The sequence below is a fragment of the Paucibacter sp. B2R-40 genome (assembly GCF_025717555.1).
Classification (GTDB): domain Bacteria; phylum Pseudomonadota; class Gammaproteobacteria; order Burkholderiales; family Burkholderiaceae_C; genus Paucibacter_A.
This window is the reverse complement of the sequence record NZ_JAJIRP010000002.1, coordinates 417,975-437,110: the sequence shown is the minus strand read 5'-3', so window position 1 is coordinate 437,110 and position 19,136 is coordinate 417,975. Positions and strand designations below refer to the sequence as shown.

At 63.1% G+C, this 19,136-nt stretch carries 18 protein-coding genes; 5 read left to right on the top strand and 13 right to left on the bottom strand.

The genetic code is table 11. The annotated features are described in order from the left end of the window. The first annotated feature begins 162 nt into the window (after positions 1-162). Positions 163-1,866 carry a CHASE2 domain-containing protein gene (locus LNV09_RS05840; protein WP_263556141.1) on the top strand — a complete coding sequence of 568 codons (1,704 nt, stop codon included), beginning with the start codon at positions 163-165 and terminating at the stop codon, positions 1,864-1,866. Here the strand turns inward: LNV09_RS05840 and LNV09_RS05835 are convergent. From LNV09_RS05835 to LNV09_RS05795, 9 genes are all read right to left on the bottom strand, one after another. Then, entirely contained in the window at positions 1,844-2,224 is a 381-nt protein-coding gene (locus LNV09_RS05835) for a hypothetical protein (RefSeq protein ID WP_263556140.1), read from the bottom strand. The genes LNV09_RS05840 and LNV09_RS05835 overlap by 23 nt on opposite strands. A gap of 84 nt (positions 2,225-2,308) precedes the next feature. Then, positions 2,309-4,018 carry a PEP-CTERM sorting domain-containing protein gene (locus LNV09_RS05830; RefSeq protein ID WP_263556139.1) on the bottom strand — a complete coding sequence of 570 codons (1,710 nt, stop codon included), beginning with the start codon at positions 4,016-4,018 and terminating at the stop codon, positions 2,309-2,311. Positions 4,019-4,446: 428 nt separating this feature from the next. Beyond that, positions 4,447-5,907: a PA domain-containing protein gene (locus LNV09_RS05825; protein ID WP_263556138.1), complete on the bottom strand. Its 1,461-nt coding sequence runs from the start codon at positions 5,905-5,907 to the stop codon at positions 4,447-4,449. After that, positions 5,894-6,328 carry a post-PEP-CTERM-1 domain-containing protein gene (locus tag LNV09_RS05820; protein WP_263556137.1) on the bottom strand — a complete coding sequence of 145 codons (435 nt, stop codon included), beginning with the start codon at positions 6,326-6,328 and terminating at the stop codon, positions 5,894-5,896. Before LNV09_RS05820 ends, LNV09_RS05825 begins: the two co-directional genes overlap by 14 nt. A gap of 45 nt (positions 6,329-6,373) precedes the next feature. After that, positions 6,374-7,027: a choice-of-anchor J family PEP-CTERM protein gene (locus LNV09_RS05815; protein WP_263556136.1), complete on the bottom strand. Its 654-nt coding sequence runs from the start codon at positions 7,025-7,027 to the stop codon at positions 6,374-6,376. A gap of 258 nt (positions 7,028-7,285) precedes the next feature. Continuing rightward, entirely contained in the window at positions 7,286-8,455 is a 1,170-nt protein-coding gene (locus LNV09_RS05810) for an ABC transporter permease (RefSeq protein WP_263556135.1), read from the bottom strand. 147 nt (positions 8,456-8,602) lie between these two features. After that, positions 8,603-9,760: an ABC transporter permease gene (locus LNV09_RS05805; RefSeq protein WP_263556134.1), complete on the bottom strand. Its 1,158-nt coding sequence runs from the start codon at positions 9,758-9,760 to the stop codon at positions 8,603-8,605. A gap of 18 nt (positions 9,761-9,778) precedes the next feature. After that, complete coding sequence (locus tag LNV09_RS05800) at positions 9,779-10,486, bottom strand: ABC transporter ATP-binding protein (protein ID WP_263556133.1); 708 nt, start codon at positions 10,484-10,486, stop codon at positions 9,779-9,781. 3 nt (positions 10,487-10,489) lie between these two features. Then, positions 10,490-11,761 carry an efflux RND transporter periplasmic adaptor subunit gene (locus LNV09_RS05795; protein WP_263556132.1) on the bottom strand — a complete coding sequence of 424 codons (1,272 nt, stop codon included), beginning with the start codon at positions 11,759-11,761 and terminating at the stop codon, positions 10,490-10,492. A gap of 191 nt (positions 11,762-11,952) precedes the next feature. Here LNV09_RS05795 and LNV09_RS05790 point away from each other — a divergent pair, with 191 nt between their 5' ends. Then, on the top strand, positions 11,953-12,426 hold the full coding sequence (locus tag LNV09_RS05790) for a CAP domain-containing protein (RefSeq protein WP_263556287.1): 474 nt from the start codon (positions 11,953-11,955) through the stop codon (positions 12,424-12,426). A 10-nt stretch (positions 12,427-12,436) separates the two neighbouring features. Here the strand turns inward: LNV09_RS05790 and LNV09_RS05785 are convergent, their stop codons facing one another. The 4 genes from LNV09_RS05785 to LNV09_RS05770 form a co-directional block, all read right to left on the bottom strand. Next, positions 12,437-13,102: a response regulator gene (locus tag LNV09_RS05785; RefSeq protein ID WP_263556131.1), complete on the bottom strand. Its 666-nt coding sequence runs from the start codon at positions 13,100-13,102 to the stop codon at positions 12,437-12,439. A gap of 36 nt (positions 13,103-13,138) precedes the next feature. Next, complete coding sequence (locus tag LNV09_RS05780; RefSeq protein ID WP_263556130.1) at positions 13,139-14,401, bottom strand: sensor histidine kinase; 1,263 nt, start codon at positions 14,399-14,401, stop codon at positions 13,139-13,141. A 67-nt stretch (positions 14,402-14,468) separates the two neighbouring features. After that, positions 14,469-15,641, bottom strand: coding sequence for a tRNA 2-thiouridine(34) synthase MnmA (gene mnmA, locus LNV09_RS05775; RefSeq protein ID WP_263556129.1), 1,173 nt, complete (start codon positions 15,639-15,641; stop codon positions 14,469-14,471). A 21-nt stretch (positions 15,642-15,662) separates the two neighbouring features. Next, positions 15,663-16,163, bottom strand: coding sequence for an NUDIX hydrolase (locus LNV09_RS05770; RefSeq protein ID WP_263556128.1), 501 nt, complete (start codon positions 16,161-16,163; stop codon positions 15,663-15,665). Positions 16,164-16,268: 105 nt separating this feature from the next. Between LNV09_RS05770 and LNV09_RS05765 the strand changes: the two genes are divergently transcribed. From LNV09_RS05765 to LNV09_RS05755, 3 genes are read left to right on the top strand one after another with little or no spacing between them, the layout of a single operon-like run. Beyond that, positions 16,269-17,390, top strand: a complete 1,122-nt coding sequence (locus tag LNV09_RS05765) for a Re/Si-specific NAD(P)(+) transhydrogenase subunit alpha (protein ID WP_263556127.1) — start codon at positions 16,269-16,271, stop codon at positions 17,388-17,390. 4 nt (positions 17,391-17,394) lie between these two features. Next, a complete protein-coding gene (locus LNV09_RS05760; protein WP_263556126.1) occupies positions 17,395-17,712 on the top strand; it encodes an NAD(P) transhydrogenase subunit alpha part 2 in 318 nt (105 codons plus the stop codon). Beyond that, complete coding sequence (locus LNV09_RS05755; RefSeq protein WP_263556125.1) at positions 17,709-19,136, top strand: NAD(P)(+) transhydrogenase (Re/Si-specific) subunit beta; 1,428 nt, start codon at positions 17,709-17,711, stop codon at positions 19,134-19,136. The genes LNV09_RS05760 and LNV09_RS05755 overlap by 4 nt, the downstream gene beginning before the upstream one ends.

The following is a 19,136-nucleotide window of genomic DNA, read 5'->3' as shown; positions in this document are numbered from 1 at the left end:
TGGCCCGTCGAAATAATGAGGTAGGGAGACAAGACTGATGACGATGCATTCGTGGATCCTAGTGTTGCAGACGGCTGATGCTGTGCCGCGCTGTTCTTGGGGCGTAAACGCGAGTTTCTACGGCACAGTGGCATAGTGCCGGCATTGAACCGGGTTATCAAGATGAAATCTTCACCTTCGGGCCTGACGGGCCGTTTACAGCAGCGACTGCACAGCCTTTTGTTGCTTTTACGCGTGCCGGACAAATTCTGGTCGCTCTGGGGCGCGCGCGTCATTGGCACGGTGATGATGTCGGCCATCGTCGCGCTTTGCCTGAAGCCTTTCGAGACCGGCGTGCGCGAGTTCGTTGACGCCAATGTGCAGATGAGCTTGCTGGCGCGGCTGGGCCATGCGGACAAGTTGCCGCCTGTGTGCGCGGGAAGGACCTTGGACTGCATTTCGGTCATCGGCATTGACGATGCCGAGCATCGCAATATCTTTCAGCAGCGCTCGCCGCTCGACCCGGACAAGCTGCGCGAATTGTTCGATGCGCTGCAGAGCGCGCCGCCCAAGGTGCTGGCGATCGATCTCGACTTGTCGCCGGCCGCGCCGGATGAATGGCCGGCGCGGCGCCGCTTGTTCGAGAGCTTGCAAAAACTATCGCGCCTGACGCAGTTGGTGATGGTCTGCCCGCAAGGCTATACGGGTGGCGACCCCGGCGCCTTGGATCAAGACTGGCTGGCGCTGTTTGGCAGCGAGGTTCAATTCGCTTCGCCCGATCTGAGTGAGAACGGCCTCTACTTCGACCGCGGGCAAGGCCTGACCCCCTTGGGTGTGGCGGCGGCCGAGTTGAGCCGTGAGCCGGTACAAGCCCAGCGCAGTGAAGCCAAGGACTGGCATGCGGCCTGTCTTGGTGCGCGCGATTCGGCCCATGGCCCCGAGTTGCGTGTGATTCGCCCGGCTGCGGTCGAAAGCCTGAACTTCAGCCAAGCGCTGCTCAAGCCCGATGCCTTGGCCGGGCGCCTGGTCTTGTTGGGTGGCAAATGGGGCACCGGTGACCAATTCCTGCTGCGCGGGCAAAGTGAATCCTTTTACGGCGTCGGCCTGCATGCCTGGGTCGCTGCGACAGAGTTGTCGCCCCTGTTCGAGCCGCCCAAGGTGGCGGAGTTGGTCATCGAGGTCTTGGTGGGCTTGTTGTCGGGCCTGTATTTCGCTGCGGTCTGGGCCGCCATCGTGCACAGCCCTCATTCCTTTGCTCGCCGTTCCTTCTATTACCTCTGCTTTCTAGGCGGCGCCTTGATCTTTCCCTTGGCGTGGGTGATGACGACGGCTCGCCTGGCCGAATTGGGCGTCGTGCTGGGCACGGCCGGGATGATTTTGTCGGCGGCGGCGGATAGTTTTTTGTCTGCGCATGAAGGCTATTTGGAGACTGAACATGAAGAGGTAGAAGCAGACGCAGAGGCAGAGGGAGAGGGTGCGAGTGGCCGGCCCGTTTGGGTCTATGGGCTGGCCTGGGGCAGCGGCGCGGCGCTGCTGGGTTTGACTTTGCTGCACGGCGAATCCTGGCTCGCTTGTTTGGCGGCGGGAGCCGCTCTCGGTCTGCTGATTGCGCGCTTCGATGCGACCGCGCCCGAGCATGGCGCCGAGCCCGTGCTCGAGCCTCGGCACCCAGATCTTCACCCCGAAAGTCTCTTGGACTTGTTCGCGCGCCTGTTTTGGCTGCTGATTAAGTTGGCCGCGCTGTGGCTGGCGATGAGTCATGCCCATGGCCATGAAGCTTGGGCCATCTGGGCGCTGTTCGGTGGTTTTGTGCTGAGCTGGAGCTTGGCCCTTGCGCTGACTCGCGCACGGGCTCGGCACGGCCTCAAAGGCAGCGAATCAGCTTGACCTTGACGCCTTTGCGCAGGCAGAAGATCTGCGGCGCGGCAGAGGCCGCGCTTTGAATTGACAGGGACATGGTCAAGCCGTCGGGCGCAATTTCGCCAGCGAAGCTGGCTCGGTCGGTGGCGGCAGTGGCGGGTACTGCGTCGGCAAGATCGGGCCCGGGCTGGTGCTGGCTGAAGTGTCCGGCGGCCACAAAGCGGCCGTCCTTGGCGACGCGCAAGGGGGCGCTGAAGCTACCGCTGGCGCCATCTGTTTCAAGCCGAGCGCCCAGGACGTCGATCGTCAATTGCAGGCGGTCGCCGCCCCAGAGCCCGTCCAATGTCCAGACCGCAGGCGCTGCCCCGGGCAGTTGAGAAACCATCGCTGGAGCCACTCCAAAAAAAGCGCGGATCGGGCACCAACCCGATCCGCGCCGGCAGGTCTTTGAAGGGATTCGTCGCCGCCTTTAGGCAGCAAGGCTCTCGTTGCGACGGCGCCGATGGGCAACAAAGCCGACTGCACTGATGCCGCAAACCAGCATCAGCCAGCTGCTGGGCTCAGGAACCGCCGCCACGTTGGCATCAATCACCGCAATCCACGTGCCCCAACGCGAGCCGCCGGTGCCGCCAGGATGGCCGCCGTCAGCATTGTTGTACTCACGTGCAAACTCGCCGATCAGGTAGAACTTGCTGGAGTCGGTCGGGTCCACCGAGACCGAGCTGTAGTCCCCCCAGCGCTGGCGCCCAGCCGCCGCTTGTCCAAACAAACTGCCGTTGTGATAGTCGTCAACCAGGCTTTCCTTGAGCAAGAGCTCGCCACTTTGAGACACCAAATGACCATTGGCGGCCGTGTTGAAGGATTGACCCATGAAGCTGATCTTGCCGGTGGCAGCGTCAAGGCCGGAGCGGTTGTAGCCGATCACAACCTGGCCGAGTTCATTGACGGCAATCGAGCCTTGGTAGTAGTCATAGCCGGCTTGGCCGATATCGCCTTCGTCAAGAATGGCGTTGGTGTTGGCGTCGAGCACCGTGTAGCGAATGCGCGAATTGTCGGCCACGCCATTGGCGACGGGGTCGACCGTTTTGACCATGTAAATGCGGCCGTTGGCTTCGTAAACGGCGCTGCTGATGCGCTCGTCGCCTGCGTCCACAACGGCCCGGTTGGCGGCAATGGCGGCCGAAGGCTGATGCGCGGGACTGGGGCTTTCAAAGGCTTTTTCCCCAATTCCGACCGACGCGGTCACAGCAGATCCGGTGGCTGACGAGGACGAGAGCCCAGTGACATTGAAGGTGCGGGTGTCATAGTCGAACAAAGACGTGGCCACTACCTTGCCGGTGGAGCCTGCCGATGAGCTGTTGACCCCTTGTTGCGCAAAGCCACGGTCAACATTGCTGCCCGAGCCGTTCACATAGGGCGTGACAAATTGCTTCATATTGCTGGTCGTCGGTGCGCCGGCGCTGAACAAGCTGTCGAGTGGAATCACGTTCATCGTGGTGCCACGGAAGCTGTTGGTGCCGCCAGACGATGCAGGTGCGAAGTTGTTGGTGCCGATATAGACCGCATTGCGATCCATTGCCAAAGTGGGGTAGTCGGCCGTGGCGCCAAAGCCAAGGCCGCCATAGCCCTCAAACTTGGTCGACTGCCAGCCGCCCAGCGCGTCGGAGGTATTGGACACAGCGATTTGCAGGTCCTTGGCATTGGCTCCGAAGGACATCGCAATCCAGCGATTGGCGGATGCGCTGTACATGACCCGCGAATCACCATTGGCGCCGGTTTGCCCGGCGGCGGCCCAAAAGGCGACGTCAGAAACCAGCGAGGTGCGCACCCCGGTGGTCTTGTTAAAGACCGCGTAGGCGCCGTTGGTCGTTGCCATGTACTGGCTTGCACCCACAGCGCCAATCGTGTCTGGCGGGATGAAGTTGCGACCGAAGAAGGAGCCGTCGTATTGGCTGACGCCCTCGAAGCCGAAAACATAGGCGCCGCTTGGGTTGCTGACCGGCGCCGCGAGGCCATTGATGTCATGGGACAGATCGCCGTCGATGGCAATCATCTTTGGTTTCTTGAACTCGAAGTAGGGCTTGGCGACCTGGGCCTGCGCTTGCGAGGCGACCAAAGCCATCACGGCGAGGGCCAAAAACGCGAAGCGATGCTGCATCGCGGTTTGAGTTTTGCTCATGGACGGAAACTCCTCAGAGGACAAAGGGCCGACAGGCCCGAATTGGCCGGCTTCGTTTGCGCAGAGCCGGACCCGCGTCGTTGCGTCGCCCGGCCAAAGTCCGGCAAACGCCATCAGCACTCAGGGTGTTGCCAATACTGCCGAGCAGCACCGGTTTGTGTGAATCAACAGCGTATCGAGATGCAGTCTTGGGTGCGCCCCCCTGAACGCGGGGGTTCAGGGGGTGGGGGCGCCAGGATTTTCCCTTAGGTACAAACACTGATGCGACACATTGGCGTCGCCTTTGCGAGTGGACTGCACGGGGGCTTTGCCTTCGCAGGCTGGCTGCGGCGAACAAGCGCAGAAGGAAAAACGGCAGGGTGCTCAACACACCCTGCCGTTTGAGCCAAGCAGCCCGGCGAGCGGGCTTGGCCAGAGCCGGTCCGAATTTACCAGCCGATGTCCTGCAGCAACTTGAAGGTCAAGTCCTTCGGTACCAGCACCGATTGGGTCAGGTCGCCGCTGATGGCGGGTTCCATCAACTGGTTGCGGAAGGCCGAGGTGTCAAAGTGAGACACCGAGGAGCCGCTCTGGTAGGGGTTGGGTGCAAACATCATCATGCGACCCAGCGCATCGGCGCCCGAGTATTGCGAGCCCACCAGGTTGAAGGCGCCAGTCACACCCGATGAGGTGCGGGTGCGCTTGCCCAGCTGAGCCAGCAAGGCAGCGCCATCGGCTTGCGTGATGCGCACCGAGGGGATGGTCACGGTGGCGTCAGAGCCGCCCATGCCGGTGACGGCACCGGCCGCGTTGTCGGCCACGATCACGCCCTTGGCACCTGCGTTCTGCGCGTTCTTGACCTTGACGGCGAAGCCGCAAGTGCCGCGGCTGAGCAGCGCCACATTGCCATTGACGGCCTGTGCATTGGCCGCGCTGAGCGGCGAGCAGGCCTGGCTCAGCGCACCGCCGGCCTCGGTCACCGGCATCACCGCGCCAGCCAGTGCCACCGTGCCGACCGCCGGGCCGAAGGAGGCCTCACCGACGGCATGGTTGCCGGCGAAAGCGCCGGCCTGCGAACCACTGACGCTCAAGGCCGGCAGGCCAAGACGCAAGACATTGGGGATCTCGGCATTGACCCCGGCCCCGGTCCAGACCAGCTTGTCGATGCTGATGGCCGAAGCCACGCGTTCGGCGTTAGTCATGTCCTTCCAGAGCTTGCCGGCCGTGCTGCCGTACAGGAAGTGATCCCAGATCGCCGGGACGCCGCCGTTTTGCGCGCCGGTTTGGCCATTGGTGAAGGTCTGGAAGCCGATGCCATGGCCCATCTCATGCAAGAGCGTGACCACGAAGTCGATATTGGCGCCGTGGTTGCTGTCCAGGCCAAGATAGAAGAATGTGCCATCCAGGCAGCCGGTGTTGCCGAGATTGCTGTTGAAGTTGGCGCTGATTTGTGCAGCGTTGGCCGTGCCCAGATAAGCCCCGGCCAGCTTGTTGGCCAAGGCGTAGGAGTACAGCGTGTTGGCCTTGGGGGCATTGGCAAAATTGCGGAATGCCGAGGTCGCGCCGGCGCTGCCCAGTACCGCCGAGGCGCTCGTGCAGGTCAGGGCAGAGAACTGCGCATTGATCACGATAGGCTGGCTGCTGGTCAGCGTGGCGCCCCAGATATTGGCGGCATGGGTGAAGGCGATCAGACGTTGCTGGCCTAGCGTGGTGCCGGTGTTGCCGCCCACGGGAGTGGCCGGCGTGGTGTCATTGAAGCCGACGCCGGCGGCGTTGACGTTGTTGATGACGATGGTGGCAGCGGCTTGCGCTTGCAGCGACAGGCCCAGCGTGGACGCCAGCAGCAAGGCCGCAGCGGCGACCTTGCCGTGGCGCAGCGAAGTCGAGAAGGTCGTCTTATTTGAGGTCATGGCTGTGTCCCTTGGCGGTCTTGGCATTGGTCTTGGCGGGCGCCTTCATGGCGGCGTCGGCGGCTTGCGCGCCGGTCACGCAGGCTTGGCTGATGCTGCCGTCGCTATTGCGCGTGGCGACGCTGAAGGACAGCGAGCTTTCATCGAGCTCATGCTCGACCGAACCGTCGGCATGTTGAACCGGCTGAGGGTTGATGCGACCTGTCAACAGGCCACGCGCTTGCGTGCTTGTGGATGCGGCTTTGACGCCGACCCGTCCGCTGGAGGCGGGCTGGCTCAGGGCCTGGGCTTCGCTTGCGGTGGGGGCGCGCAATTCACCGGTGACCGGGTCTTTGGCGACGGTGGCCGCCGATGCGGCCGACGCGGCCAGCAGGGTGACCACGGCGAACGCCGCAGCCAGGGGGCTGATCTTGATTTTCATGGGAGTCATTCCTTGTTTCAAAGCAGGGCGCTAAGTTGAAGCGACTTACTGGGCGCGGACTTTGCGGCGGGCGAAGGCCACGGCGCACAAGCCCAGGCCCATCAAGGCATAGCTGCTCGGCTCGGGCACGGCGGCGGTGATGCTGACGCTGTCGATCGCGATCACATTGGCGTTGTTGGCGTCGGCCACAGCGTAGTCAAAGGCAATCCGGCCCGAGGCGGCATTGGGCAATGCCAAGCTGTACTGGGTCCAGCCGCCAGTGCTGGCCGCGACCGAGCTCAGCAGCGTGGTGAAACTGGCGGTGTTGGAGGCGGAACCGGCGCTGAAGTAGACCTTGATCTGGTCGGCATAGCCGGCGGTGTCTTCGGTGCGGGCCCAAAAACTCAGCTCGGTGGCGCCGTTCAGCGCGATCTCGGGGCTGATCAGCCAGTTGTCGATGCTGCCAGTGCCGTTGAGGGCGCTGTTATAGGTCGCCATCGCAAATGAGTCTGTGGCGCCGGCCTGCGCGCTCAGCGACTCGGGCACGCCCTGGAACCAGGCCAGGCCCGCTGGCGCGCTGTTATTCGTCAGCAGCCAGCCGGAGGTGGCCAGGTTCTCGAAGCCCTGCGTGTAAATGCTTGGTGCATCGGCAAAGGCCACGCTCGAGGCGGCCAGGGCCAGGGCCGCGAGCCCAAAACGGCTTGGTGTGGAAAGCTTCATCAATAAGTCCCTCTCGGTCAATCGGTTGACGGTGGGAACTTGGGCCGTTTGATATGGCCTTGCGGGCTGAAGGACAAGCCTGAAGCGCGGACCTTGGGACCCACCGAATGAGTGCCCATTTGTTCACGTTTGAGGCGTTCATCCCATGGGTGTTTAGCCTAGGCGGTGCTCCCGCATTCAGGGGGGGTGTCACCAGGGGCTAACCCTGTTTTTCGTGGCATCGTCCGGCCGCGTCAGCCAGCTTGGCTTGGCTTGGCTTTATGCCGCCCGCAAACAATCGACGATCTTCATCCGCGCCGCGCCCCAAGCCGGGATGAAGCCGCCGACAAAGCCCATGAACAAGGAGAACAGCAGCGTTTGCCAGACGATGGCCGGGGTCAGCTTGAACTGAAAGGCCAGTTCCGAGAAGGTCTGGAAGTTGGTGGTCGAGATATTGACCGTTTGCATCAGCGAAGCGGCGGCCAAACCGATCAGGCCGCCGACCAAGGCCAGCAGCAGCGACTCCAGCATAAAAGCCAAGAGCACCGCGCCGCGCTGGAAGCCCAGGGCCCGCAAGGTGCCGATCTCGCCCACGCGCGAAGCCACCGCCGCAAACATCGTGATCATCGCGCCGACGATGGCGCCTATCGAAAAAATCACCGACAGCGCCGTACCCAGGATGCTGATGAACTTGGCCAGCGCCTCGCTTTGTTCGGCGTAAAACACCGCCTCGCGTTTGAGTTCGACCGTCAGCCGCGGGTCATCCGCCAGCTTGGCTTTGAGTGCTTCAAATTGACTCGCATCGGCGAGCCGGAACACCACGCTGGAAAACGCACCGCGCCGGAAGGCCTGCAGCATTTGCTCGGCGTCGCCCCAAATTTCGGAGTCAAAGCCGGTGCGGCCTGCGTCAAACACGCCCACCACCGTCCAGTCGCGGCCGGCGAAGCGCAGCGTCTCGCCCAAGCCCGCGCCCTGAAAGCCGCGTGCAATCGCTTTGCCAGTGATGATTTCCGAGGTGCCAGGGCGGAACATCCGGCCCTCGATCATTTGCACCTGTGGGCGCAGTTGCAGGCCGCGCTCGCTGGTGCCCCGCACCGTCACATTGCTGGGTTTGCCGCTGCCGCGCTTGGGCAGGTTGTTCAGCACCACCGGTTCCTTGGTGATCAGCGGCTGGCCGTTCGCATCGGTGGCGATGCCGGGCAGACTCTCCAGAATGCTGGCCTGGATGCGGTCAACACCGCTGTTGATCTCGGCGCCGGCGCCCTTGCGCAAGGCGATCACATTGTCCGGTTGGCCGGTCGCCACCAGCGTTGCGCGTATGCCTTCGCTCATCATCAAGACGGTGGCAAACACGTAAACGACCAGGGCCATGCCGCCGGCCGTCAACAAGGTGGTGACGCGCCGCACCCATAAATTCCGGGCGATGTATGAAAGTGGGATCGCTTTCATGCCACGTGCCTCAGCCCCTGAACAATATCTATCCGACTCATCTTCCAGGCCGGCGAGATGTTGGCCCCTCGCCCGGCGAGTACGCCGGTCGATCGCCCGAGGGGATGCGGGTCGGCTTGGGGCGGCCCGGCGCTCGGCCCTTGAAGATTACGCCACATGTCTCAGGCCCTGAACAATATCAATTCGACTCATCTTCCACGCCGGCCAGGCAGCCGCCACCGCGCCGACGATCAAGGCCGCCAGCATCTGCAAACTCATCGTCAGGCCCGAGACATGAAAAGCCGGCAGCAGCGTGCCTATGGCCTTGCCAAAGCCTGCCGCCAGCGGCAGTGTCAGCAGCAGGCCGGCCAGGCCGCCGAGCAGCGCGATCAAGAGGCTCTCGCCGAACAAGAGCTTGACGACAAAGCTGGGCGCAAAGCCCAAGGCCTTTAGCGTCGCGTATTCGGCCAGGCGCTCGCGCGCGGTCATGGTCATGGTGTTGGCCATCACCGCCATGATGATGATGACGATGATGTAGCTGACCGCTTCGATCGCCAGCAAAATCGCCTCGCTCATAGACACAAAGCTGAGCTGGAAGGCCGACTCGGTCTCGGTCAGCGTTTCGGCCAGCGAGTTCTTGAAGCCGGCGTCGACCCGCTGCGAAATCAAGGCCGCGTTTTGCGGGTCTTTGATGCCGATGATGTAGACGCCGACCGAATCGGCGCGCTTGGGCGCCAGTTTGCGTATCGACTCGTTCAAAAATGCCCAGTGAAACAGCAACTGGCTCTCGTCCGTCTTGGCCTCGGCGCCGTCCCAGATGCCGCGCAGCGTGAAGGTCCAGGTGCCGGGGTAAATGGTGCCGCGAATGGGAATCTGGTCGCCGAGCTTCCAGCCATATTTATCGGCCAGCTTGCGCCCGACGATGGCGCCCTGGCGGTCGCGCAGAAATGCCAGCCGCTCTGCGTCCGACAAGCGGTACTCGGGGTAGAGCGCCAGATAGCTGACCGGGTCGACGGCAAACTGCGGGAAGAAATTGCGCTCCGTTTGGTACACGCCGCCGAACCAGTTCGACCAGGAAATGCTGCTGACGCCGTCCACGCCTTTGAGCCGCTGCGCATAGTTCATCGGCAGCGGGAAGGTCAAGGAGATCGCGCTGCGCGTCACCAGGCGCGTGCTGCTGCTGCCTTCAACGCCGGCGTACCAAGCACTGATGATGGTGCGCAGCAGCCCAAACGCGCAGATCGCCACCACCAGACCGACCATGGTCAGGAGCGTGCGCAGCTTGTGGCGAAAGGCGTTTTTGAGCAGGAGCTTGAAGAGGAACATGGTGGCTTAGTTTGGGCTTCAGGCCTGGGCGTTCATTTCGGCTTCGCTGACCAACACGCCTTTTTCCAGATGCACCATGCGGCGTGCGCGCGCCGCAGCCTTGGGGTCATGGGTGACCATCACGATGGTCTTGCCCAAATCGCGGTTGAGTTGCTGCAGCAGGTCCAAGACCTCGGAGCCGGTGACGCGGTCGAGGTCGCCGGTGGGCTCATCGGCGACGATCAGGGTCGGGTCGCTGACCAGCGCGCGGGCAATCGCCACCCGCTGCTGCTGGCCGCCCGAGAGTTCATTCGGGTAATGATCCATTCGATCGGATAGCTTGACCATCTCCAGCGCCGCCAAGGTGTGTTCTCGGCGCTGCTTGGCCGACAAATTTGTCAACAACAAGGGCAGCTCGATGTTCTCGAACGCGGTCAGCACCGGCAGCAGGTTGTAGAACTGGAAGATGAAGCCGACATGGGCGGCGCGCCAATTGGCCAGTTGTGCTTCACTGAGTGTGGCGATGTCGATGCCGCCGATTTCGATACGGCCGCTGCTGGGTTGATCGATGCCGGCAATCAGATTCAGCAAGGTGCTCTTGCCCGAGCCGCTGGGGCCCATCAAGGCAACAAAGTCGCCCGCCTCCACATCGAGCTGGATGTCCAGCAGCACCGGAATTTCCTGACCGCCGCGCTCGTAAGACTTGGACAGATCGCGGATGCGAATCAGGGTTTCATGTTCGCTCATGGCTTACTTCGCCGCCAGCGTCACTTGGCCGCCGTCTTTGAGCTTGGCGCTGGGCGCCAGCACGATGCGATCGCCCGATTTGACGGCGCCCGTCACTTCGACGACATCGCCGAGCTTGCGGCCGACCTTGACTTCGACCGCCTCCAGCAACTCCTTCTCGCCCTCGCGCTTGATGCGCAGCAGCCACTGTTTGCCGTCTTTTTCCAGCAACGTTTTCGGGTTGACGGCCAAGACCGGCTGCTGCTCGGCCGGTGTCGGCGCCTTGGACAGGAAGCTGACCTTGGCGCTCATCTCCGGCAGGATGCGCGGGTCGAGCTGGTCAAAGCGGATCTTGGTCATCACCGTCGCCTTGGCGCGGTCCACCGTCGGCACAATGCCGGCGACCTGGCCGGTGAAGCGCATCTCGGGCAATGCGTCCAATGTGATTTCGACCGGCTGCCCCTTGGTCGCCTTGGCCAGGCTGCCTTCGGACACATCGGCCTCGACCTCCAGCGTGCTCATATCGGCCATGGTGACGACCGCGCCTTGCGAACCCGCCGCATTCGAGAAGGGCGAGATCATGTCGCCGACATTGGCGTTCTTGTTCAGCACCACGCCATCAAACGGGGCGCGGATCTCGGTGTACTCGCGATTGACATTTTGCACCGCCAGCAGCGCCTGCGCTTGGCCTTGGCTGGCCTGTGCCTGCCCGACGCTGGCTTGCGCGGCGGCCATGCCGGCACGGGCGGCGTCGAGTCGGCGCTGGTTGGCGTCCAAGGCTTGCGCTGAGACAAAGCCTTGCGCTTGCAGGCTCTTGCTGCGCTGCATTTCGGCCTCGGCATTGCCCAGCTCGACGCCGGCCTGTTGCGCTTGCGCCTGGGCTTGGCGCAGGCCGGCTTCGGCTTGCCGCACACCCGCCAAGGCTGTGCCGATCGAGGCCTGCACATCGCTGGCGTCGAGCCGGGCGATCAGATCGCCTTTCTTGAGCAGGCTGCCTTCGCGCACGGTCAGCTCGATCAGCCGGCCGCTGCCCTTGGACGCGACGGCTGCACGGCGCTGCGCGACCACGTAGCCGGAGGCCGTCAGCTGCAAGTATTGCTGCGAGGGATAGCTTTGCAGCACCGTGCTGGCTTGCACCTCGGGCTTGGCCGGCATCAGCACCATCGCCGCTGCACCCAAGGCCACTGCACCACCGAGCACCCAGGGCCAGGTCTTGCGCGGGCGCTTTGATTTGCTGGTCGAGGCCTGGCGGTCAATCTTCAATTGACCCAGTGGTGCGGAAGGAGCGTCAGCCATGGTGGAGGGTTGCCTTGGTTTTGATGAACGGGGTGGATCTTGCCACGGCCCGCGCCGCATGTTGCCGGCGCTGCGATGAATCGACCGCAAGGGGCGCGAACGGACGCCTGCGGGTACGATTCGGCCCTCACCGCGCGAGCTTTGCTGCCAAGTCCATGTTTTTTAGAAGTTCGTTTGTCCTGTTGTTGGCAATGTTAGCCGTGCCGGCCGCTGGCCAAGCGGCCGAGCCGAGCTGTCAGGACAAGGTGGTGGTCGAGCAAGTGCTCAGTTACCTGAATGCCTTTCGGGCTCAGCCACGCGCGTGTGGAGCACTGAGCTTCGCTGCGGCCGGCCCACTGCGCTGGGAGCCCCGCCTGGAGCAGGTGGCCCAGGGCTATGCCGCCGAGTTGGCGCAAGGGGATCAGCTCAACCATGTGGCAGCCAACGGGCGCACGCTGCGCGAGCGCCTACGCGCGAACGGCTATCTGGCTTATCGCGTCGGCGAAAACCTGGCCGCAGGGCAAGAGAATCTGGAAGAAGCGCTGCAGACTTGGAGCGCCAGCCCCAAGCATTGCGAAAACCTGATGCAGCCGGCCTTTAAAGATGTCGCGCTGGTCTGCGCCAGCGGGCCAGGCAAGTATCGGCTGTACTGGGTAATGGATCTCGGCCACTCAGTGCAAGACTGAGCCGCCGAATTCAGATCCAGCCCAGGTCAATCGCCCGCAAGACCGCCTGCGTGCGGTCGCGCACGCCCATTTTCGAAAACACCGACGAGCAGTGGTTCTTGATCACGCCTTCGCTATTGCCCAAGAGCGCGGCGATCTCGGTGTTGCTGCGGCCGCTGGCGACCAGGCGCAAGACTTGCAACTCCTTGGGTGAAAGCGGGTCGGGCTGTTCCGTCGCCACAAAGGAGCGCTCGGCCGCCGCGACCGGCCGCTCCATGCGGGCCGTCAGCGATGGTCGCAGCGAGGTGCCGCCGTTCATCACTTCGCGCAGCGACTGCAGCAAGGTGTCGGGGCTGATGGCCTTGAGCAAAAAGCCGCGCGCTCCGGAGCGCACTGCTTCGTCAAAAATGCCGGCGTCGTCAAACGTGGTCAGCAGCACGACGGGGATGTTCAGGCCGCGTGCCGCCAGCGCGCGTATCAGGCCAAGGCCGTCCAGCCTGGGCATGCGCATGTCCGACAGCACGATGTCGGGCGTTTGCTCCAGGCCTTGTTCGGCAATCATCTGCAGCGCTTCGGCGCCGTCGCTGGCCTCGCCAACGATGGTGATTTCGTCGCTCAGGGCCAGCAGTCCTTTGAGCGCCTCGCGCACGAGTTGCTGGTCTTCGACCAAGAGCAGTTTGATCAGCGGTTTACTCATACCGTCCTTTCAGTGAATTCATCCGGCCACTCGTGATCAAGACGAGGGTCCAATTTGGGGGTCGCGCGGGCAACGCAACTCAATTCTGAAGCCTGGACTTCGGCGCGTCACCTCCATCCGACCGCCCAATTCTTGCATTCGTTCGGCCATGCCTTGCAGGCCGTTGCCCGCCTTGTGTTGCGGCGCGCCGCGGCCATCATCGTCGATGCTGACGCAAACCTCTTCGTGCTCTTTGCCCAGGACTAAGCCCAGGCTGATGCTGACCCGGGCGGCGCGGGCATGCCGAACGCTATTGGTGACGGCCTCTTGCACGCAGCGCAACAAGGCGTGTGCGACGCGCGGCCCGAGGTCGCGCGCGGCCGGGGCGATATCGAGTTCGATGCGGGTGCTGGCAATGCCCTCGGCCAAGGCTTGCAGCGCGGTGGTGAGGTCGATGCGCGGCGCACTGCGCTGTTGCGACACCGCCTCGCGCACATCGGCCAGCAGACCGGCTGCGTTTTCGCGCGCCTTGTCTACCGCCAGCAGCGCGCCGCCCGCGTCGCGGCGCTGCAGCAAGGCGCTGCCCAGTTGCAGCTGCAGATTCAAGGCGGTCAGGTGATGGCCGACCACATCATGCAACTCGCGCGCCATCATCGCGCGTTCGCTATAGCGCAGCTGCTCGGCCTGCAATTGCTCGCCACTCAGGCGCTCGGCCAGCATCACTTGCAGCCAGCGGCGCTTTTCGGCCTCGGCGGCCACCATGCGGCCGAGGCCAAAAGCCATGCCGTGCAAGGCCACCATCGCCATCAACAGGCCCAAACTGTCCAACCAGGCGGGCACGGCGGCGTCAGGCTGCACCAGGGCGGGCAGGGGCAGCAGACGATAGAGCGCCAGATTGATGGCGATTTGAGTGAGTGCGAACAGGAACGCTGGTCGGGCGCGCAACAAAACCGCTGCCAAGGCGGTGACCAGAAACGGCAGGCCGGGCGTGACGCTGATGGCCAGCAGGTTGACCAAAATCAGTCGCGCCAAGGCATGGCGGGGCGGTTGATCGGCGCTGGCATCACGGGCCAGGCACCAGTAAGACCAGGCGAACAGCAGCACCAGCAAGAAACAGCCAATCAGCAGCAGCGTGTCATTGCTGGCGCCGCCCAGGCGCAGATACAGGGCGGCGACCGCGCCGTCATAGGCATCGGTCTGAAAACCCAGCAAGGCCGCTACGGTGGCGGCCAGCTCCAGCAGGCAGACCGCCAACACGGCGATGCGCAGCGCCACGCTGGGCTGGGCGAAGCGGGCGAGCAGGCGGTCAAAGGTGTTCAAGAGTGGGTCGCTTGCAGAAAAAGCCGCAAGCTTGACACAGGACGACGGTTTTGCCGCGTGCCCTTGGTCATGTTGGCGTCGGAACTTGCGCAATCACGCCGCCGCCCAAGCAGACCTCGCCGTCATACAGCACCGCGCTCTGGCCCGGCGTGACCGCCCATTGGGCTTGCGCAAAGTCGAGCCGAAACTGCCCCGCGATCGGCTCATCGGGGCTGAACTTGCAGTCGGCGTCGTTTTGCCGGTAGCGGGTTTTGGCGGCCATCGGAGCGGCGCTGGGTGGCGTCAAGCTGGTCCAGCTGATGTCATCGGCCAGCAAGCTGTGGCTGAGAAGCCAAGGGTGCTGATGCCCCTGCACCGCATAGAGGGTGTTGCTGGCCATATCTTTTTTGGCCACAAACCAGGGCGCATGGTCGCCGCTGCCGCGCACCGGCACCGGGGCGGCCGGTGCGCCGCGAGTTCGCTTGACCCGCTCGGGCTTGAGCCCGCCAATCCCCAAGCCCTGGCGCTGACCCAAGGTGTAGAAGGACAGGCCGACATGCTCGCCAATCGTGCGGCCATTCGCGTCTTTGATCGGACCGGGTTGATGGGCCAGATAGCGGTTCAAAAACTCCCGAAACGGCCGCTCGCCAATGAAGCAGATGCCGGTCGAATCCTTTTTGCGCGCGTTGGGCAGCTTGATCTCTTCGGCAATGCGGCGCACCTCGGTCTTGTGCAACTCACCGACCGGGAACAGCGTCTTGGCCAGTTGCGCCTGGTTCAGGCGGTGCAGGAAGTAGCTTTGGTCCTTGCTGTTGTCCACGCCCTTCAGCAACTGCACCTGGCCGCCCAGTTCACGCACGCGCGCATAGTGCCCCGTTGCGATCTTCTCGGCGCCCAGCCGCATCGCATGGTCCAAAAAGGCTTTGAACTTGATCTCGGCATTGCACAAGATGTCGGGGTTGGGCGTGCGGCCGGCTTGGTACTCGCGCAAAAAGGTCGCGAACACGCGGTCCTTGTAGTCGGCGGCGAAGTTGACATGCTCGATCTCGATGCCGATCACATCGGCGACGGCCGCCGCGTCAACAAAATCGATGTTCGAGGAACAGTATTTGCCATTCTCGTCATCGCTGTCGTCATCTTCCCAGTTCTTCATGAAGATGCCGATCACTTCATGGCCCTGCTGCTTGAGCAGGTAGGCGGTGACGGCGGAGTCCACGCCACCGGAGAGGCCGACGACGATGCGTTGCTTTTTGTTGCTCATGCCGAATTGTCCCGCAAGCCGTCAACCCTTGATCAAGGGCGTGTACAACGAGGGGTCGATGTGGATGGCGTCCAGCGGCAGGCGCTTGCCGGCCATGTGATCTTCTATGCATCGCAGCACCAAGGGGCTGCGGTGGCGCTCGGCGCTGGCGCGAATCTCGTCCACCGTCATCCACAGCGTGCGATGGATGCCGTGGTCCAGCGTGCGGCCCTTGATCGCCTCACCCACACGGCCGCTGAAGGCCAGTCGAAGATAGGTGACATCCTCGCCACGCTTGCTGCGCACAAAACGCGCCATATACAGGCCAAGCAAGGCTTCGGGCACAAAGTCGCGCGCGGTTTCTTCCAGCGCCTCGCGCACCACGCCTTCCAGCGGCGACTCGCCCGGGTCCAGATGCCCGGCCGGGTTGTTCAGTTGCAGGCCCTCAGGCGTTTCTTCTTCGACGAGCAAATAGCGGCCGTCTTGCTCGATGACCGCCGCGACCGTCACCGCAGGCTTCCAACGCTCATTCTTGGTGGACATCTCTAACTCCGTTGTACCCAGGCATGCCCGGGTGTCATCAAGAGCATCTATTGTGTAAGCTCGGCGCGGCTAATTGCTCGATGAGGTCTCTGGAAGGGAAATTTCATGCTGATAGGTGTCCCGCGCGAAAGCGCAGTCGGTGAAACGCGCGTGGCCATCACGCCCGAAACCACCAAAAAATTGAAAGCGCAAGGTCATGTCTTGCGCATCGAGCGCGGCGCCGGCCTGGCTGCGAGCGTGCTTGACGAGGCCTACGCGGCGGCCGGCGCCGAGCTTGTTGACCGCGCTGCAGCCTTTGGTGCCGATTTGCTGCTGAAGGTGCGCAGCCCATCGAGTGAGGAGTTAGCGCTGGTCAGGCCCGGCGCGGCCCTGGTCGGCATGCTCAATCCCTTTGACGCCGACGGTTTGCAGGCTTTGGCCACTGCCGGCCTGACCGCCTTCGCGCTGGAAGCGGCGCCGCGCACCTCGCGGGCGCAGAGCATGGATGTGCTGTCCAGCCAAGCCAATATCGCCGGCTACAAGGCGGTGATGATCGCGGCCGACCGTTATCAGCGATTCTTCCCCATGCTGATGACGGCGGCCGGCACGGTCAAGGCGGCACGCGTCGTCGTCTTGGGCGTCGGCGTGGCGGGCTTGCAGGCGATTGCCACGGCCAAGCGCCTGGGCGCGGTGATCGAGGCCTCGGATGTGCGGCCGGCCGTCAAGGAGCAGGTCGAGTCACTGGGCGCCAAGTTCATCGATGTGTCTTACGACACCGACGAGGAAAAGGAAGCCGCCGTCGGCGTGGGCGGTTACGCCAAGGCGATGCCGCAGAGCTGGCTGGACCGCCAGCGGGCCGAAGTCGCCAAGCGGGTGGCGCAGGCCGATGTGGTGATCACCACGGCGCTGATCCCTGGCCGCGCCGCACCAGTGCTGGTCAGCGAGGCCATGGTCCAAAGCATGAAGCCGGGCTCGGTAATCGTGGATCTGGCCGCTGCCAATGGCGGCAACTGCCCCTTGACCGAGGCCGGCAAGACGGTCGTCAAGCATGGCGTGACGCTGGTCGGCGAGACCAATCTGCCGGCGCTGGTAGCGGCTGATGCGTCAGCACTGTATGCCCGCAATATCCTGGATTTCTTGAAGCTGGTGATCAGCAAAGAAGGCATGTTCCAGGTCCCGATGGATGACGACATCGTTGCCGCCTGCCTGATGACGCAGGCCGGTGAAGTCAAGAGAAAGAAGAGCTGAAGCCATGGAACAACTCGTTAACCCAACGGTCACCAATCTGATCATCTTTGTGCTGGCGATCTATGTCGGCTACCACGTCGTCTGGACGGTGACTCCCGCGCTGCACACGCCGCTGATGGCCGTCACCAACGCGATCTCGGCCATCGTCATCGTCGGCGCCATGATGGCTGCTGCCTTGACGGTCACCGATCTGGGCAAGTTCATGGGCACGCTGGCCGTGGCCTTGGCCGCTGTCAATGTGTTCGGCGGCTTTTTGGTCACGCGGCGGATGCTGGAGATGTTCAAGAAGAAGGAAAAAAAGACCGTGGAGACTAAAAAATGAGCATGAATTTAGTCACCCTTCTGTACCTCGTCGCCAGTGTCTTCTTCATCCAAGCGCTGAAGGGCTTGTCGCACCCGACCAGCTCGATTCGCGGCAATATCTTCGGCATGGTCGGCATGCTGATCGCGACCGTGACGACGGCGGCCTTGATCGTCAAGCTCGCGCATGGTGAGCTGTTCGGCCTGACTTATGTGCTGGCCGGCCTGATCATCGGCGGCGGTCTGGGCGCCTTCATGGCACAAAAGGTCGAGATGACCAAGATGCCCGAGCTGGTCGCCTTCATGCACAGCATGATTGGCTTGGCGGCCGTGTTTATCGCGGCCACGGCCGTGTTGGAGCCGGCGGCGTTTGGCATCAGTTCGGCTGGCAGCACCAACATCCCCGGCGGCAATCGTATTGAGCTGGCGCTGGGCGCCTTTATCGGCGCGGTGACTTTCAGCGGTTCGGTGATTGCCTTCGGTAAGCTGTCCGGCAAATACAAATTCCGCCTGTTTCAGGGCGCGCCGGTGTCTTTTGCCGGTCAGCACAAGCTGAATCTGGCTCTGGGTCTTGCGGCGGTGTTTTTCTGCTTCGGCTTCTGGCATTCGCAGAGCTGGCTGGACTTCAATCTGATCCTGCTGCTGGGCTTTGCCCTGGGCGTTTTGCTGATCATCCCGATTGGCGGGGCGGACATGCCGGTGGTGGTGTCGATGCTGAACAGCTATTCGGGTTGGGCGGCCGCAGGCATCGGCTTTTCGCTGAACAACTCGATGCTGATCATTGCCGGCTCGCTGGTGGGTTCATCCGGCGCCATCCTGAGCTACATCATGTGCAAGGCGATGAACCGCAGCTTTTTCAATGTGATCCTGGGCGGATTTGGGGGTGATACCAGTGCTGCGGCGGCCGGTGGCGCGGTGCAGCGCACGGTCAAGAGCGGCAGCGCCGACGATGCCGCCTTCATCATGGGCAATGCCGAGACCGTCATCATCGTCCCCGGCTACGGCTTGGCGGTGGCGCGTGCCCAGCATGCGGTCAAGGAGTTGGCGCACAAGCTGACCGAGCGCGGCGTCAAGGTCAAGTACGCGATCCACCCGGTGGCGGGCCGCATGCCCGGCCACATGAATGTGCTGTTGGCCGAGGCCGAGGTGCCCTATGACCAGGTGTTCGAGATGGAAGACATCAACGCCGAGTTCGCGCAGGCCGACGTCGCCATCATCCTCGGTGCCAACGACGTGGTGAATCCGGCTGCCCATGTGAAGGGTTCTGCCATCTACGGCATGCCGATTCTGGAGGCCTACAAAGCCAAGACCATCATCGTCAACAAACGCTCGATGGCGGCCGGCTATGCGGGCCTGGACAACGAGCTGTTCTATATGGACAAGACGATGATGGTGTTCGGCGACGCGAAGAAGGTGGTGGAGGATATGGTGAAGGCGGTGGAGTAG

Bases quoted from the DNA above. Each gene is read 5' to 3' on its own strand.
- LNV09_RS05830 (WP_263556139.1), bottom strand. From the start codon at position 4,018: ATGAGCAAAACTCAAACCGCGATGCAGCATCGCTTCGCGTTTTTGGCC.
- LNV09_RS05810 (WP_263556135.1), bottom strand. From the start codon at position 8,455: ATGAAAGCGATCCCACTTTCATACATCGCCCGGAATTTATGGGTGCGG.
- LNV09_RS05790 (WP_263556287.1), top strand. From the start codon at position 11,953: ATGTTAGCCGTGCCGGCCGCTGGCCAAGCGGCCGAGCCGAGCTGTCAG.
- LNV09_RS05840 (WP_263556141.1), top strand. From the start codon at position 163: ATGAAATCTTCACCTTCGGGCCTGACGGGCCGTTTACAGCAGCGACTG.
- LNV09_RS05815 (WP_263556136.1), bottom strand. From the start codon at position 7,027: ATGAAGCTTTCCACACCAAGCCGTTTTGGGCTCGCGGCCCTGGCCCTG.
- LNV09_RS05820 (WP_263556137.1), bottom strand. From the start codon at position 6,328: ATGAAAATCAAGATCAGCCCCCTGGCTGCGGCGTTCGCCGTGGTCACC.
- LNV09_RS05825 (WP_263556138.1), bottom strand. From the start codon at position 5,907: ATGACCTCAAATAAGACGACCTTCTCGACTTCGCTGCGCCACGGCAAG.
- LNV09_RS05835 (WP_263556140.1), bottom strand. From the start codon at position 2,224: ATGGTTTCTCAACTGCCCGGGGCAGCGCCTGCGGTCTGGACATTGGAC.
- LNV09_RS05800 (WP_263556133.1), bottom strand. From the start codon at position 10,486: ATGAGCGAACATGAAACCCTGATTCGCATCCGCGATCTGTCCAAGTCT.
- LNV09_RS05770 (WP_263556128.1), bottom strand. From the start codon at position 16,163: ATGTCCACCAAGAATGAGCGTTGGAAGCCTGCGGTGACGGTCGCGGCG.
- LNV09_RS05785 (WP_263556131.1), bottom strand. From the start codon at position 13,102: ATGAGTAAACCGCTGATCAAACTGCTCTTGGTCGAAGACCAGCAACTC.
- LNV09_RS05795 (WP_263556132.1), bottom strand. From the start codon at position 11,761: ATGGCTGACGCTCCTTCCGCACCACTGGGTCAATTGAAGATTGACCGC.
- LNV09_RS05755 (WP_263556125.1), top strand. From the start codon at position 17,709: ATGAGCATGAATTTAGTCACCCTTCTGTACCTCGTCGCCAGTGTCTTC.
- LNV09_RS05805 (WP_263556134.1), bottom strand. From the start codon at position 9,760: ATGTTCCTCTTCAAGCTCCTGCTCAAAAACGCCTTTCGCCACAAGCTG.
- mnmA (WP_263556129.1), bottom strand. From the start codon at position 15,641: ATGAGCAACAAAAAGCAACGCATCGTCGTCGGCCTCTCCGGTGGCGTG.
- LNV09_RS05765 (WP_263556127.1), top strand. From the start codon at position 16,269: ATGCTGATAGGTGTCCCGCGCGAAAGCGCAGTCGGTGAAACGCGCGTG.
- LNV09_RS05760 (WP_263556126.1), top strand. From the start codon at position 17,395: ATGGAACAACTCGTTAACCCAACGGTCACCAATCTGATCATCTTTGTG.